Source organism: Streptomyces sp. AMJ-169 (genome assembly GCF_055597585.1).
On the sequence record NZ_JBVLTJ010000014.1, the window covers coordinates 122,295 to 137,479 of the forward strand.

Sequence of the window (15,185 nt, forward strand, 5' to 3'; positions counted from 1 at the left end):
GGCAGCTCCTAGCGACGAGGGTGGCCGAAAGGTTACCGCCGGTATCCCCGGGATTGAAGATGAACATGCGTCAAGTTTTTCCAGGATTCGGGGGACTCGGGAAACGCGATGGAGCCGATTCCCGAGTCGATACGTCTATTCGACGACGCCGCGTGAAGTCGGCGCGGCGGCGCCGAAGTGACCGAAGTACAGGTGCAGGTGTGACGGAGGTGCAAGGCGATGGCAGGTTTCCGGAGTCTGGCGAGACAGGTACGCGACCCGCGCTGCGATCTGGCGCTGCGGCGTTATTCGCTGCGCAAGTGCCTGGAGCGGTTCGCCCCTTACGGGCACAGGGCGACCTGGGCCCATCTCTGCTCGCGGGCCGGCTTCGGGCCGGAAGACCGCTCTCCCGACCCGGCGCGGCTCGTGGCCGCGCTGGAGGAGCTGGAGGAGGCGCGGGTGGTGTGGCTGGCCTATGAGACCGAGTTCGCCAAGCGGCGCAGGAAGGAGAAGCACGACGGGCTGCGCAGGCCCGGCAGTGTGGACGACTGGCACCGGCTGACCTGGGGCGGGTTCGGCGTGGCGTGGTGCGACGACCCGCGACTTCACCCCCGTGAGTCGCTGGCCGGCGTGCTGCGCAAGCTGATCGCGGCGCTGGAGCGGGCGCCGGGCGGCAACTGCCCGGTCTGCGGCGGCGGGCGGCTGCTGTGGAAGTACGACCTCGACCACGAGCCGTCGGCGGGCCCGGTCTGCACGGACTGCGGGATCCTGGTCCCGCGCCCGGTCCTCACCCCCGAGGCGCTGGCGTACGCGCGTCGGGGGCGGGTGCTGCTGTCGGTACCGGCGTAGGAGGGGCGACGGGGGTGCGCCGGGGATGCCGCACCCCCTTTGATCACCGGCATGTCGCTATCGGCGTCCTCTTTAGGGGGCGGCGTTTACGACAACTCCGGTCATTTTCTTGCTTACGCCGACTTCCACGCCACGGAGAACGCGCCGCCCGAGATGGACCCCGGCTGCGCCCGCACGGCCGAGCCGCTGGCGTTGGTCATCGTGATCGAGTCGGGCGAGAAGGTGTCCAGGTTGCTGCCGTTCGCCTTGGAGGCGGTGAACCTCGCGGTGCCGAAGTTGGAGAGCTTGGCGACGGTGCCGTCGACCTCGGGCGCCTCGGCGACGACCTCGGCGGAGGAGTTCTCGAACCCGGAGGACCCCGCGTGCGTGGTGGTCTTGGTCCACCCCTGCGTGGAGTCCGTCAGCGTCATCTTGAACGTACTGCCCGTGTAGGTCACGGACGCGGTGAGCTTGTCGCCGCCGGCGACGGTGACGTCGTCGTACGACGTGGAGGCGGCCGGGAGGACCTCCCACCAGGCGCCGTAGACGGCCTGGCCGCCGATGCAGTCGGCCTCGGTGCCGGTCTGCTCCAGGGCCGAGTTGGAGTAGCCGTCGAGGCCGATCCAGAAGGAGGAGTAGGTGGTGGCCGAGCCGCAGGTGACGGTCGGCTCGGTCCAGGAGGTGGTGGTCGAGGTGAAGTCGCCGGAGGAGCCGGTGGCCGCGTAGCCGGACCAGTTGGTGGACGACTCGGCGGCGTTGACCTTGCCGGAGTGCCTGAGCGAGCCGTGCGGCGCGTGGTTCTCGTGGCGCTCTATCGCCTGGGTCAGCCGGTGCGAGGACGCGGGGGCGGCCTGGGCGGCGAGCGCCGGGGTGGCGAGGGCGGCGGTGAGGGTGCCGGCGGCGAGGACGGCGAAGCCTGCGGACCTGATGCTGGGCATGAACTCTCCGTTGTTTCCTGGGGAGGTGGGGGGACATGCGGCGGTGTCCAGCAGCTTCGGCGAGCTTTCATGGGCATGGCAAGGAGGTCCGGGGCGTTCAGTGTTGCGGGTATTGGGGCCGCAATGCCGATGAAACGGCCAGCAGGAAAAGCCTTTAGAAATGGGCGAGTTCGATCAAACAAGCGGAAACTTTGATCAAACATCGGGGCAGCGGACTCCGCCTTGTCAGGGGCCTGAGCGGAGACTGTGGGAATGGGTGAGAGACCGTTCGACCAGGAACTGCGGGCCGCCATCGCCGCGAGCGGGCTGAGCCTGGACCGCATCCACGAACGGCTGCGGATCCGCGGCGCCCCGGTCTCCGCGGCGACGCTCAGCTCCTGGCAGTCCGGCCGCTACCAGCCCGAACGCCGCCGCTCGCTCACCGCGCTCGCCGCGCTGGAGGACGTCCTGTCGCTGCCGCCGGCCACCCTCAGCGCCCGGCTCGCCCCGCCCCGCCCGCGCGGCCGGTGGCTGCCGCCGGGCGAGGGCCACTCCGCGCTCGCCCAGACCTGGCGGCTGGGCGCCGCGAGCCACGCCGTCGACGTCCGCTGGGACTCCGCGCTGACCCGGCTGAGCTGCCACAACCGCGCGGAGGTCGACGCCGAGGGGCGCATCCGCTCGCTGACCAGCCGCCGGCTGCTGCGCGCGGAGGCCGACGGCGCCGACCGCTGGATCGCCCTCTACCGCCGCGACACCCCCGGCCCCCTCCCCCGCGTCCGGCTCGCCGAACCGGCCCGCCTCGGCAACGTCGTCGAACTCCCCGAGGAGGGCCTGATCGTCGCCGAGCTGCTCTTCGAACACCCCCTCGCGCGCGGGGAGACGGTGATCGTCGACTACACCCTCGACCACGTCGACCCCCGCCCCTTCTCCCCCCGTATCGAGACCGCGATCAACGTCCCCATGCGCGAACACCTCCTGGAGGTGAACTTCACCCCGGGCACCCTCCCCCAGGCGTGCTGGTCCTTCCGTACGACGGGACTGGCGCCGGAGGCGGAGGGGGCGGCGCGGTTCCGCCGGGAGCAGCGGCTGCGGCTGGACTCCTCGGGGACGGTGCACGCGGTGGCGCTGGGGGCGGGGGGCTGCCGGTTCGGGATCCGGTGGGTGTGGGAGTGACCGGAGTTACCCAGAGGGTTCGCTGAAGGGGCGCTCGCCCAAAGGGAGTTACTTCTCCCGCAGCAGCCTCGACCCGGCCCCCTGCTCCCCGAACACGTCGTCCGGGTTGGACAGCACGCAGGTGCTCAGCGAGAGGCAGCCGCAGCCGATGCAGTCGGTCAAGTGGTCGCGCAGGCGGCCGAGTTGGCGGATGCGTTCGTCGAGTTCGGAGCGCCAGGCGGCGGAGAGGCGGGCCCAGTCCTCGCGGGTGGGGGTGCGCTCCTCGGGGAGTTCGGCCAGCGCCTCGCGGATGGTGGCCAGCGGTATGCCGACGCGCTGGGCGGCGCGGACGAAGGCGACGCGGCGCAGCGTGTCCCGGGTGTAGCGGCGCTGGTTGCCGGAGGTGCGGCGGCTCGTGATCAGGCCCTTGGCCTCGTAGAAGTGCAGGGCCGAGACGGAGGCGCCGCTGCGGGCGGCCATCTGGCCCACGGAGAGCTCTTGGCACTGTTCGGGAATCTGGGGCACCCGATCAAGGGTAGGCGGGAGTCGTCGGCTTCGTTGACTGCGAGCGGCCCGCACGACAAGATGCTAAGCAGTCGCTTAGCAGATTGCCGACTGGGGCCGATGACTGAGAGGGCCGGGAACATGGCAGAGCCGAGGATCTTCACGTCCGCCGACGAGCTGAAGGCGGCGGTGGGCGAGCAGCTGGGGCACACCGACTGGCTGGAGATCGACCAGAAGCGCATCGACCTCTTCGCGGAGGCGACCGGGGACCACCAGTGGATCCACGTCGACCCGGAGAAGGCGGCGCAGGGCCCGTTCAGGACGACGATCGCGCACGGCTACCTCACCCTGTCGCTGCTCCCCCTCTTCGGCCCCCAGCTGATCGGGGTCGAGGGCGCGAAGATGGGCGTCAACTACGGGACGAACAAGGTGCGCTTCCCCGCCCCGGTCCCGGTCGGCTCCCGGCTGCGGGCGACGGCGGTGCTGGCGGCGGTGGAGGACGTCAAGGGCGGCGTCCAGGTGACCCTCACCTTCACCGTGGAGCGCGAGGGCGGCGAGAAGCCGGTCTGTGTCGCGGAGTCGGTCTCCCGCTACTACCTCTGACCGCGCACCATCCGCAGGGCGAGGTCGGCGTACAGCTCGCCGACCTCCTCCGGGGTACGGGGCCCGTCGACGTTGAACCAGCGGGCCACGTCGATGCAGAGCGACAGGATCGCCAGCGTCGTACCGCGTACGTCGCCGACGTCGAACTCGCCCGCGGCGACGCCGTCCTCGACGATGCCGCGGACCTCGGCGTCGACCTGCCGGCGCAGGGCGACGATCTCGGCGCGGGCCTCGGGGCCGAGAGCGTCGAGCTCGTACTGGACGACGCGGGCGGTGGTGCGGCGCACGGCATGCCAGCGGACGAACGAGCTGATCGCGTCCGCGAGCCGCTCACCCGCGGTGCCTTCGCGGGCGGCGGCGGTGCGCAGGATGTCCAGCGCCTTGTCGTGGCCGAGCCGGCTGATGCGGTGGAGCAGCTCTTCCTTGGTCTTGTAGTGGATGTAGAGCGCGGCGGGGCTCATGCCGGCCCGGCCGGCGATGTCCCGGGTGGTGGTCGCGTGGTAGCCGCGCTCGGCGAAGGCCTCGACGGCGGCGACGAGCAGGCGCCGGGCGGCGTCCGGCGTGACCTCTTCCCACGGCTCGGCCTCGCCGCCGATCGTGTCCTGCGCCGTACTCATCGCTCCTGGACCCCTCTCGCTGACAGTCGCCCTACCATACCGCCGAAGCTGAGCGGGCGCTTAGCGAGGTGCGGGGGTTCTTGAGGGGCTTTTTGAGGGGGCGCGCCGGGCGGGGCTCAGAGTTTCTCGAAGGGGTCGTGGTCGGAGAGAAGCTTCTCCAGCCGGGCCTGATCGACCCGGCTGACGATCTTCCCGGCTTCCTGGCGGTCGCGGATGACCTTGGCCAGGGTGAAGCAGGACGTCACCAGGTACAGCACGGCGATCGCGAGGAAGGCGCGCACCCAGGCGTCCGCGCTCAGCTGGTAGATCCCGATGGCCGTGGCCGCCATCGCGATGGCGAAAGAGAGGACCGCCTGGCCGTAGAAGGCGGCGGTGCTCTGCTCCTTGACGGGTGAGTCGCTCATGGGCCACAGCTTCCGCCCGCCGTGGCCCGCGCCGCATCCGTCGGGATACTCAGAACGTACTCAGACCCAAGTCCCCTCGCATCGGCCTCAGTTGGCCCTCGCCCGGTTCGCCAGCACCTTGATCGAGGCCAGTGCGATCAGTGACAGGCCGATGATGTACGCCGACACCGACAGGGACGTGCCCGTCGTCTCCAGCAGCAGGACCATCATGAAGGGGGCCAGGCCGCCGCCGGCCACCGCTGCTATCTGGTAGCCCAACGAGGCTCCGGTGTACCGCATTTCGGGGGTGAACAGCTCGGCGAACAGCGCCGCCTGGGGGCCGTACATGATGCTGAGGAAGCAGCCGGCCACGAAGGTGCTGATCGCCAGCCAGAGGAGGGAGCCGGTGTCGATGAGGAGGAACATCGGGACGGCCCACAGGGCGATGCCGGCCGCGCCGAGCGCGTAGATCCGGATCCGGCCCACCTTGTCGGAGAGCGCCGCCGCCGCGGGGATCAGCAGGAGCTGGGTGAGGCTGACGCAGAGGGAGACGGTGAGGACGGCGCTGCGCTTCATGCCCAGGTCCCGGGTCGTGTAGTCGAGCACGCCGGTGATGAGGATGTAGAAGGTCGCCGTGTTCACCGCGAAGGAGCCGCCCGCGAGCAGGACGGTGCCGAGGTGGTGCCGGAGGATCGTCCGCAGCGGCGACTGCTGCCCGCCCTGCTCCTGCTGCGCCAACTTCCGTTCGGCGGCCCGGAATTCGGGGGTCTCCTCGACGTGGGTGTGGATGTACCGGGCGAGCACGAGGACGAACAGCCCGATGACGAAGGGGATCCGCCAGCCCCACGCGCTGAACGCCGAGTCGGAGGTGAACGCGCCGGCCAGCAGGAACACCGAGTTGGCGGTCACCACCCCGATGGGCACGCCGAGTTGGACGAAGCTGCCGTAGATCCCGCGCTTGCCCTCGGGCGCGTACTCGGTCGCCAGCAACATCGCCCCGCCCCACTGGGCGCCGACGGCGACGCCCTGGACGATCCGCAGCAGCACCAGCAGGATCGGGGCCGCGACACCGATCGTGGCGTAGGTCGGGAGCAGCCCGATCCCGGTCGTCGCGAGCCCCATGAGGGTGAGCGCGAGCACGAGCATCGGCTTGCGCCCGCGTTTGTCACCGAGCTGACCTGCGACGATCCCCCCGATCGGGCGGGCGAGGAAGCCGACGGCGAAGGTCGCGAACGCGGCGAGGACACCGGCGGTGGAGCTGCCGGCCGGGAAGTAGAGATCCCCGAGCACGAGCGCGGCGGCGATCCCGAAGACGAAGTAGTCGTACCACTCCACGGCCGACGCGAGCGCGGCGGCGGTGGCGACCCGGCGGTGGGAGGTCCGCCGGGCGTCGGTGGAGAGCGGCTGAGCGGTGGGGAACGTGTCCATACGTGCACACTCCGGTGGGTGCGATGGGGACGTTCACGGGAACATACTGACCGGACGGTATGGGGTCAATGAGATGGACGGAGAAGATCAGGTCTCACCCCGGCCGCACCTCCTCCCCCTCCTCGGCCCCCTCGGCCTTTTCACTCCGGTCCGCCTCCGTCTCCGCCGCCACCGGCCGCCCCGGCGCCCGTACCGCCACCCCCGACGACAGGAGCAGCAGCACCCCGAGCATCAGGAACGGCGCCGCCACCCCCGCAACTCCCGCCACCAGACCGGCCGTTGCGGGCGCCGCGACCTGGCCCAGGCGGTTGCCGGTCAGCCGCAGTGCCAGAGCCGTCGAGCGGGCACCGGCCGGCGCCGCCTGAACCACCGTTGTCATGGAGAGGGGTTGGCCAACTCCCAGGCAGAACCCCAGAATCGCCAGCGTCACCGCCAGTCCCCACCCCGGCAGCGGCAGCGCGATCGCCGCGCAGAGCAGGGCGGCCAGCAGACAGGTCAGGGTCAACAGGCGGGCCCGGCCCAGGAGTTGCAGCAGCGGGGTGAGGACCAGACGGCAGGCTATGGACGCCGCGGCGCGCAGGCTCAGCAGCAGGCCGACCGCCGCCGGGGAGATGCCCCGGGCTTCCCCCACCACCGGGAGGTACGCGGTCAGGATGTCCGTCGCGGACAGGACCGACATGCTGACGAGCATGCCCGCGGGGACGCCGCGGGTGCGCAAGATGCCGGTGACCGGGACGCGTTGACCGGAGCGGGGGCGCGTCGACGGCGTCGTCTCCCTGGACTCGATGCGCCAGAGGGACGTGAAGGACACGGCGGCGCCCGCGCCCGACATCAGGAGGGCGAGGGCGCTGGTGCGGGCGAGGTCGTGGCCGGTGATCAGCGCGCCGGCCGCGATGGGGCCGGCCAACTGGCCGAGGGACGCGCCGATCGTGAAGTGGCCGAAGTTGCGGTCCTGTTCGTGGGGCGCCGACTGGCGGGCGACCAGGGACTGGGCGCCGATCACGAAGCTGAGGTGGCCCAGGCCCATCACCCCGCTCCAAAGGGCCATCGCCCACAGGGAGTCGGCGAGTCCGCTCAGCGCGCAGCCGCCCGCTATCAGGATCACGCCCGCCGGGAGCAGCGGGGCGCAGCGGCCGTGGTCGGTGCGGCGGCCGAGGGGGACGGCGGCGAACAGGGGCAACAGGGCGTAGACGCCCGCGATGACGCCCACCGCCCGCTCGTCCGCGCCCAGCGCGAGGGCCCGGTAGGAGACGGCGGGCCGGGCCATCGACACCGCCCCCTGCGCGAAGGCGAAGGCGACGACGAGCCGGAGCAGCCAGCCGCGATTCCTGCCGGGCCTCACAACGTCCTCCAGGGATAGGTAAGTTGTTCTAGATGATCCCGAAGAGCATGCCCGCCGCGAGGATCACCAGACAGGTGAGGCAGGCCCACTTCACGACGAACCGGGTGTGGTCGCCGAACTCGACCTTGGCCATGCCGACGAGGACGTAGACGGCCGGGACCAGCGGGCTGGACATGTGCAGGGGCTGGCCGACGAGGGAGGCGCGGGCGATCTCCAGCGTGGAGACGCCGTGCGCCTGGCCGGCCTCGGCGAGGACGGGGAGGACGCCGAAGTAGAAGCCGTCGTTGGACATGAAGTAGGTGAGCGGCAGGCTCAGCAGGCCGGTGACGAAGGCCATGTGCGGGCCCATGCCGTCGGGGATGTTGTCGACGAGCCAGCGGGCCATGTGGTCGACCATGCCGGTGCCCTTGAGGACGCCGGTGAAGACGGCGGCGGCGAAGACCATGCCGGAGACGTTCAGGACGTTCTCGGCGTGCGCGGCGAGGCGGGCCTTCTGGTCGGGCATGTGCGGGAAGTTGACGGTCAGCGCGAGGGCCGCGCCGAGCAGGAACAGCACCGGGATCGGCAGCCACTCCATGATCATGGCGGTGAGGAGGGTGGCGGTGAGGAGGGCGTTGAACCAGTACAACTTGGGGCGGAGGGTGGGGCGTTCGGGGTCGAGGACGTGGAAGCCGTCGTCGGGGTCGGGGCCTTCAGGGCTCTCGGGGAGGGCGGCGCCCTTGCCGCCGGCGGAGCCCTGGGAACCGGCGGAACCCTTGGCGCCGGCGCCGACCAGGGCCGTCTCCGACTCCTCGGCCTTCTCCTCCACCAGCACCTCGTCCAGCGTCAGCACGCCCAGCCGTTTGCGCTCGCGGCGGCCGAGGACGTACGACAGGGCGATCACGAAGACCAGGCCGACGGCGAGCGCCGGGATCATCGGTACGAAGATCTCGCTGGCGTCGAGCTTCAGCGCCGTCGCCGCGCGGGCCGTCGGGCCGCCCCAGGGAAGGGTGTTCATCACGCCGTTGGCCATCGCGGCGACACCGGTCAGCACGACGAGGCTCATCTTCAGCCGCTTGTACAGCGGGTACATCGCCGAGACGGTGATCATGAAGGTCGTGGAGCCGTCGCCGTCGAGGGAGACGATCGCGGCGAGGACGGCCGTACCGACGACGATGCGCAGCGGGTCGGCCTTGCAGAACTTCAGGATGCCGCGGACGACCGGGTCGAAGAGGCCGACGTCGATCATCACACCGAAGTAGACGATCGCGAACATCAGCATCGCCGCGGTGGGGGCGAGGCTGGTGACGCCGTCGATGACGTAGTCGCCGAGGTGGGCGCCCTTGCCGACGAACACGCAGAAGAGCGCGGGGATCAGTACGAGCGCCGCGATCGGCGACATCTTCTTCAGCATGATCAGGACAAGAAATGTCGCGATCATGGTGAAGCCGAGGATGGTCAGCATGAGTTGGATACCTAACGTTCGCCCTTGAACATCCCACCGTGGGCAGGCGGTGCGTTGACGTTAGGTGGCGTCAAACTGGGTTAACAAGATGTTGACACGCGAGCAATAAGCGCAAAACTCCAGGTCAGCCGCGCGTCATCAGAGAGCGGTCAATTCGACCGGCACCGCGTTGAGGACGGCGTTCCCCGAAAGGGGGTCGAGCTGCCGGCCGTCCAGGAGCTGATTGACGTTGACGCCGGGGTCGAGCGCGGCGTGCCGGGTCCGGGTGCCCGGACGGTCGTGGCCCCAGCCGTGCGGGAGGCTGACGACGCCCCGGCGGACGGTGTCGGTGATCTCGACGGGTGCGGTGACCGCTCCGCCGGCGCCCCTGACCTTGACGTACTGCCCGTCTGCCACGCCCAGCTCCTCGGCGTCCTCCGGGTGCACATGCAGCGTGCACCGGTTCGAACCGCCGGTCAGGGAAGGGAGGTTGTGCATCCAGCTGTTGTTGGAGCGGAGGTGGCGGCGGCCGATCAGGAGGGGGGTGCTGGGGAGTTGGGTCATCGCGCGGGCAAGTCGGGGGAGATCGGCGGCGATTGGGGCGGGGAGCAGCTCGATCTTCCCGGTGCGGGTCTTGAGGGGTTGGGGAAGGCGGGGGCGGAGGGGGCCCAGGTCTATGCCGTGGGGGTGGGTGAGGAGGTGGGCGAGGGTGAGGGGGGTGGGGGTGAGGGGGGTGGGGGTGGTGGTGGGGGCGAGCTGGGCGCTTCGGCCGCGCTGCTCGGCCTGTTTGGGGTCCCCGCCCGGCTCGGCTTGCTCGGTCGGCTCGGCTTGCGTGCTCTGTTCGGCCGGCTCGGCTTGCCCGGCTTGCGCGTTCTGCTCGGTCGGCTCGGCTTGCGTGCTCTGTTCGGTCTGCTCAGCTTGCGCGCTCTGTTCGGCCGGCTCGGCTTGCGTGCTCGGCTCGGTCGGCTCGGCTTGCCCGGTCGGCTCGGCTTGCGTGCTCTGCTCGGTCTGCTCGGCGAATCCGTCTCCGTACGGGCCCAGCCGCAGCATCATGTCCAGGCGCCGTTCCACCCCGTTCTCGCCGGTCAGCAGGGCCGCCAGCGCTTTGGGGTCGCGGCCGTGGACCGGTGAGTGGGGTTCCTTCACCGCCTTGCCCAGGGTCTGCGCGATGACCATCTCGTCGACCGCCGCCGGGTCCGTGCCGTGCATGCCGGTGGCCGCCAGGGTGAGGCGGGCCAGGATCTCGCTCTCGGGCATGCGGTCCGGTTCGAGGGGGATCGCGGGGCGGGTGTAGCGGACCTGGTTGCGGACGGCGAGGGTGTTGAGGGCGAAGTCGTGGTGCGCGGACTGCGCGGGCGGCGGCGGGGGGAGGACGACGTCGGCGTGGCGGGACGTCTCGTTGAGGTACGGGTCGACGCTGACCATGAAGTCGAGGCCGGCCAGGGCTTTGTCGAGCCGGTCGCCGTCGGGCGCGGACAGTACAGGGTTGGCGGCGACCGTGATGAGCGCCCTGATCGGCTCCCCCTCGGCCGTCTCCGTGTCGATCTCCTCGGCGAGCGCGGCCAGCGGCAACTCCCCCTTGGCCTCCGGGTGTTGACCGACCCGGGAGCGCCAGCGGCCGAGCGCGAACCCATGGCTCGGACCGGCCGGGCGGGGCGTCTTGTCGGTCGCGGCCTGCGGGAAGAGCACACCGCCGGGCCGGTCCAAGTTGCCGGTGAGGATGTTGAGTACGTCGACGAGCCAGCTCGCGAGCGTGCCGTGCGCGACCGTGCAGCTGCCGATCCGGGCGTACACGGCGGCAGTTGGGGCGGCGGCGAGTTCACGGGCGAGGGTACGGATGGTGCCGGCGTCGATGTCACAGGCGCCGGCGACCGCTTCGGGCGTGAACTCCCTGAGCGCGTCCCGGAGTTCACCGAGCCCCTGGAGATGCGGCGCCAACTCCCGTGTGTCCACGGCGTCTTCGGCGAACAGTGTGTTCACCATCGCCGCGAGCAGCAGCGCGTCCGTGCCCGGCCGGATCGGCAGATGGCGGTCGGCGAGGCGCGCGGTGCGGGTGCGGCGCGGGTCCACGACCGTCAGGGTGCCGCCGCGTTTCCTGAGCGCCTTCAGCCGGCCGGGGAAGTCCGGTGCCGTGCACAGACTCCCGTTGGACTCAAGGGGGTTGGCGCCGATGAGGAGGAGGTGGTCGGTGCGGTCGAGGTCGGGTACGGGGATCGCGTTGGCGTCACCGTAGAGGAGTCCGCAGGCCACATGTTTGGGCATCTGGTCGACCGTCGAGGCGGTGAAGTAGCTGCGGGTGCCGAGGCCGGCGAGGAGGACCGGCGGGTAGAGGGCGCCGGCGACGGTGTGGACGGTGGGGTTGCCGAGGACCAGGCCGACCGAGTTCGCGCCGTGCCGTTCGGCGACCGGGCGGATCCCGGCGGCGACCGCGTCGAAGGCCTCCGCCCAAGTGGCCTCGCGCAGTTCGCCGTTCTCGCGGATCAGGGGGGCGCGCAGCCGGTCGGGGTCGCCGTCGAGGGCTCCGAAGGAGGCGCCTTTCGGGCAGATGAAACCTTTGCTGAAGACGTCGTCACGATCACCGCGCGCGCCGGTGACCCGGGTGCCTTCGACGGTGAGGGTGAGACCGCAGGTGGCTTCGCACAGGGGGCAGATGCGGAGGGCGGTGCGGGGCATGGGGGCCTCCCGGGCGACGGCGACGGTGACGCGCGTGGGGTGCGGCGCGCTGGTGCGCGTACGCTTGTGAGCGTACCGACCGGTATGCAGGCTGGCGAGCCTTACGGGGAGATGCGGCGCGAAACCTCCGGAGGGCTGCGGCGGGCCTTTCCTGGACCTCCGAGGAGCTGCGGCGCACGCTCCGGAGAACTGCGGCGAACCTTCCCTGGACCTCTGTAGAGCTACGGCGAGATCTCCCCGGCCTCCGCAGCCCTTGCGCGACCACCCCTCCACCAAGCCCTTCCGAAACCTCCGGAAAGCTGCGGCGAGCGTTCTGCGGAGCTGCGGCGAGACCTTGCCGGCCTTCGCAGATCTGCGCGACCGCCCCTCCGCCGAGCCGCCCGGCCCCCGCCCGCGCACCCTCCGCCGAGCCGCCCGACCCCGGCCGGCGCCCCCTCCGCCCGGCCCCCTCAGTCCAGCACCCGCGCCAAATACGCCCGCAGCAGTTGTCTCGCCTCGTCGATGATCTTCTCGTCGCCCTCCGGTGAGACCCGGAACGCCAGGTGGACCAAGGTGTCGGCGGTCTCCACGGCGACCAGGAACGTCCGGCGCAGATCGTCGTCCGCCGGGCGGCCGAGGTAGTCCGCGAGGAGGAGGGTGAGGCGGTCGGCGACGCGGGTGTTGGGCTCGGCGTGCCGGGAGCCGACCGGGATCTGGTTGCCGAAGTCGACGAGCGAGAAGCCCGGCGCCGTCCGCGTCATCTCCAGGTACTCGTCGAGCACCGCGTCCATCGCCGCCCGCCAGTCGCCGGGGCGGGACTTCCGGAGGCGTTCGGTGACGCGGACCGAGTAGCGCTCCAGGTTGCGCTGGGCGAGGGCGTCGGCCATCTCGCGCTTGTTGCCGAAGAAACGGTAGACCGAGCCGATGGGCACCCCGGCCCGCTGGGCGACCGCGCGGGTGCTCAGGTCGTCGTAGCCGACCTCGTCGAGGAGATCCGCGCAGGCGTCGAGAATCCTGGCCAGCCGTTCCGCGCTGCGGCGCTGGACCGGGGCGCGGCGTAGCGATGTCGCCGGGGGCACGGAGTTCATGATGCCTTTCCGCCGGGGGCCGTCGAGGGTCGCCCGTGGATACGGAGAAGGGTGGTTGGGCCACTCATCCCTTAGGGGTTCCCGTAGGTGAGGGGCTTCCCGTAGGGGAAGGGTCTCCCTTAGGGGCGGGGGCTCCCTTAGGGGAAGCGCTGCCCTTAGGGGTTCCCGTAGGTGAGGGAGCTCCCGTAGGGGACGGTGATCCGTCCGTCTCCGACGCCGTGATGTCCGCCGTGTTCTCCACCGGCTTCCCGTCCACCGCCCACACCGTCCCGTCGTCCGCGTACAGCCGCGCCGTGACGTGATGGGTGCCGTGCGGCAGATACCCGGCGGCGATGCGGTAGCGCGGGACGCGCAGGTCGGCGAGGGGTTTCCCGTCGACGTAGAGACGGGCGGTGCCCCGGCCGGGCACGGCGGTGGCGGCGCCGGGCGCGGAGAAGGCGAAGTCGCGCAGGGTGAGCCGTATGTCCCAGCTGCCGTCGGGTTCCGGGGTCACCTGGAGGCCCACCGAGGGCGCCCCTTTCTCCGGCACTTCCCGGTAGTGCCGGCCCGCCTCGTCCGTCCGCTCCAGGACCTTGCCGACCGGGGCGGTCGACACGGTGTTCTTCCCGTCTCCCGCGACGGCTCCGGAGCCCGAGCCACAGCCCGCGAGTCCGGCCGGCAGCAGGACACAGACCACGAGCGCGGCGAGAGATCCACGCTTCCACGACATGCGGCTGAGCCTAGGACAGCGGGCGGACCCGCGAATCCCCCTGGAGTCTGGTTCTCGTCATCCCTGGTCGTCCCCCTAGAGGACCCCCGAGTCCCCCTAGGGAGTACCTGAGAGGGAGAGCCGGGCCGCCCCTTGCGGCGCGGCGGCGGCAATCCTACGGTGGTCCATAGGATTCGACGCGAGGGAGCGACGATGGGCGCGGACGCGCGGAAGACCGCCGAACGGCTGGCGTATCTCACCGGTTTCGGCAATGAGCACAGCTCGGAGGCGGTGCCGGGGGCGCTCCCGGAGGGCCGCAACTCCCCGCAGCGCGCCCCGCTCGGCCTGTACGCGGAGCAGCTGAGCGGCACGGCGTTCACGGAGCCGCGCGCCCACAACCGCCGCTCCTGGCTGTACCGCGTCCGCCCGAGCGCCGCGCACCCGGCGTTCACCCGTACGGACAACGGCGCGATCCGTACGGGACCCTTCACAGAGACCACACCGGACCCCAACCGCCTGCGCTGGAACCCCCTCCCCGAGCCCGCGCCCGGCACCGACTTCCTGGCGTCCCTGTGGACCGTCGGCGGCAACGGCGACGTCACGCAGCGCACCGGCATGGCCGTGCACCTCTACCACGCGAACGCCGGCATGGACCGCGTGTTCTCCGACGCCGACGGCGAGTTGCTGATCGTCCCCGAGCGCGGCGGCCTCCTCCTGCACACGGAGTTCGGTCAACTCCAGGCCGAGCCGGGCGAGTTCGCGCTGATCCCGCGAGGCGTCCGGTTCCGCGCCGAACTCCTCGACGCCACCGCGCGCGGCTACGTCTGCGAGAACTACGGCACCCCCTTCCGCCTCCCCGACCTGGGCCCGATCGGCGCCAACGGCCTGGCGAACCCAAGGGACTTCAGGGCGCCGACGGCGTCGTACGAGGACGTCGAGGGCCCCGTCGAGGTGGTGAACAAGTTCTGTGGGAACCTCTGGCACGCGACCTACGACCACTCCCCGCTCGACGTCGTCGCCTGGCACGGCAACCTCGTCCCGTACGTCTACGACCTGCGCCGCTTCAACGTCATCGGCACCATCTCCTACGACCACCCCGACCCGTCGATCTTCACCGTCCTGACGTCCCCCTCGGACACCCCCGGCCTGGCCGGCGTCGACTTCGTGGTGTTCGCGCCGCGCTGGCTGGTCGGCGAGGACACGTTCCGGCCGCCGTACTTCCACCGCAACGTGATGAGCGAGTACATGGGCCTGATCGAGGGCGCGTACGACGCCAAGGCCGAGGGGTTCGTGCCGGGCGGGGGCTCGCTGCACAACATGATGTCGGCGCACGGCCCCGACCGGGCGACGTACGACCGCGCGAGCGGCGCCGACCTGCGGCCCCAACGCGTGGACGACGGACTGGCGTTCATGTTCGAGACCCGCTGGCCGCTCACCCTCACCGCGCACGCCGGAGAGCATCTCCAGGAGGGGTACGACGAGGTGTGGGGCGGGCTGGAGCGGCACTTCCGGGGCGCCGGAGCCGGCCAAGTCACCGGTGCCGTCCGGGACTTCGGCAACCCCCAAGACTGAGCCTGCGGT

Annotated in this window: 14 protein-coding genes; 4 read left to right on the plus strand and 10 right to left on the minus strand. The window is 71.1% G+C overall.

Features of this window, described 5'->3' with window-relative positions; all coding sequences use genetic code 11:
• Positions 1–219: 219 nt before the first annotated feature.
• Positions 220–828: a hypothetical protein gene (locus ACYUD3_RS30235; protein WP_470976645.1), complete on the plus strand. Its 609-nt coding sequence runs from the start codon at positions 220–222 to the stop codon at positions 826–828.
• Positions 829–941: 113 nt separating this feature from the next.
• Here the strand turns inward: ACYUD3_RS30235 and ACYUD3_RS30240 are convergent, their stop codons facing one another.
• Positions 942–1,745, minus strand: a complete 804-nt coding sequence (locus ACYUD3_RS30240) for a G1 family glutamic endopeptidase (protein ID WP_470976648.1) — start codon at positions 1,743–1,745, stop codon at positions 942–944.
• A gap of 252 nt (positions 1,746–1,997) precedes the next feature.
• Between ACYUD3_RS30240 and ACYUD3_RS30245 the strand changes: the two genes are divergently transcribed.
• Positions 1,998–2,897, plus strand: a complete 900-nt coding sequence (locus ACYUD3_RS30245) for a hypothetical protein (RefSeq protein WP_470976651.1) — start codon at positions 1,998–2,000, stop codon at positions 2,895–2,897.
• A 48-nt stretch (positions 2,898–2,945) separates the two neighbouring features.
• On the opposite strand, the gene soxR is transcribed toward ACYUD3_RS30245, so the two are convergent.
• Positions 2,946–3,401 (minus strand): redox-sensitive transcriptional activator SoxR, encoded by a 456-nt coding sequence (gene soxR, locus ACYUD3_RS30250; protein WP_470976654.1) that lies wholly within the window; start codon positions 3,399–3,401, stop codon positions 2,946–2,948.
• Positions 3,402–3,521: 120 nt separating this feature from the next.
• On the opposite strand from soxR, the gene ACYUD3_RS30255 reads away from it, so the two are divergent.
• Complete coding sequence (locus tag ACYUD3_RS30255) at positions 3,522–3,983, plus strand: MaoC family dehydratase (RefSeq protein WP_470976656.1); 462 nt, start codon at positions 3,522–3,524, stop codon at positions 3,981–3,983.
• Here the strand turns inward: ACYUD3_RS30255 and ACYUD3_RS30260 are convergent.
• From ACYUD3_RS30260 to ACYUD3_RS30295, 8 genes are all read right to left on the minus strand, one after another.
• Entirely contained in the window at positions 3,974–4,600 is a 627-nt protein-coding gene (locus tag ACYUD3_RS30260) for a TetR/AcrR family transcriptional regulator (protein WP_470976659.1), read from the minus strand. The genes ACYUD3_RS30255 and ACYUD3_RS30260 overlap by 10 nt on opposite strands.
• Positions 4,601–4,716: 116 nt before the next feature.
• Positions 4,717–5,004 (minus strand): YiaA/YiaB family inner membrane protein, encoded by a 288-nt coding sequence (locus ACYUD3_RS30265; RefSeq protein ID WP_470976662.1) that lies wholly within the window; start codon positions 5,002–5,004, stop codon positions 4,717–4,719.
• An 87-nt stretch (positions 5,005–5,091) separates the two neighbouring features.
• A complete protein-coding gene (locus ACYUD3_RS30270; RefSeq protein ID WP_470976665.1) occupies positions 5,092–6,411 on the minus strand; it encodes an MFS transporter in 1,320 nt (439 codons plus the stop codon).
• Between the two features lie 94 nt (positions 6,412–6,505).
• Positions 6,506–7,753 carry an MFS transporter gene (locus ACYUD3_RS30275; protein ID WP_470976668.1) on the minus strand — a complete coding sequence of 416 codons (1,248 nt, stop codon included), beginning with the start codon at positions 7,751–7,753 and terminating at the stop codon, positions 6,506–6,508.
• A gap of 28 nt (positions 7,754–7,781) precedes the next feature.
• Complete coding sequence (locus ACYUD3_RS30280; RefSeq protein WP_470976671.1) at positions 7,782–9,197, minus strand: CitMHS family transporter; 1,416 nt, start codon at positions 9,195–9,197, stop codon at positions 7,782–7,784.
• Positions 9,198–9,335: 138 nt separating this feature from the next.
• On the minus strand, positions 9,336–11,849 hold the full coding sequence (locus tag ACYUD3_RS30285) for a molybdopterin-dependent oxidoreductase (protein ID WP_470976674.1): 2,514 nt from the start codon (positions 11,847–11,849) through the stop codon (positions 9,336–9,338).
• A gap of 449 nt (positions 11,850–12,298) precedes the next feature.
• On the minus strand, positions 12,299–12,916 hold the full coding sequence (locus ACYUD3_RS30290) for a TetR/AcrR family transcriptional regulator (RefSeq protein ID WP_470976676.1): 618 nt from the start codon (positions 12,914–12,916) through the stop codon (positions 12,299–12,301).
• 64 nt (positions 12,917–12,980) lie between these two features.
• Entirely contained in the window at positions 12,981–13,625 is a 645-nt protein-coding gene (locus ACYUD3_RS30295) for a nuclear transport factor 2 family protein (RefSeq protein WP_470976679.1), read from the minus strand.
• 192 nt (positions 13,626–13,817) lie between these two features.
• On the opposite strand from ACYUD3_RS30295, the gene hmgA reads away from it, so the two are divergent.
• Complete coding sequence (hmgA, locus tag ACYUD3_RS30300) at positions 13,818–15,176, plus strand: homogentisate 1,2-dioxygenase (protein WP_470976682.1); 1,359 nt, start codon at positions 13,818–13,820, stop codon at positions 15,174–15,176.
• Positions 15,177–15,185: the final 9 nt, after the last annotated feature.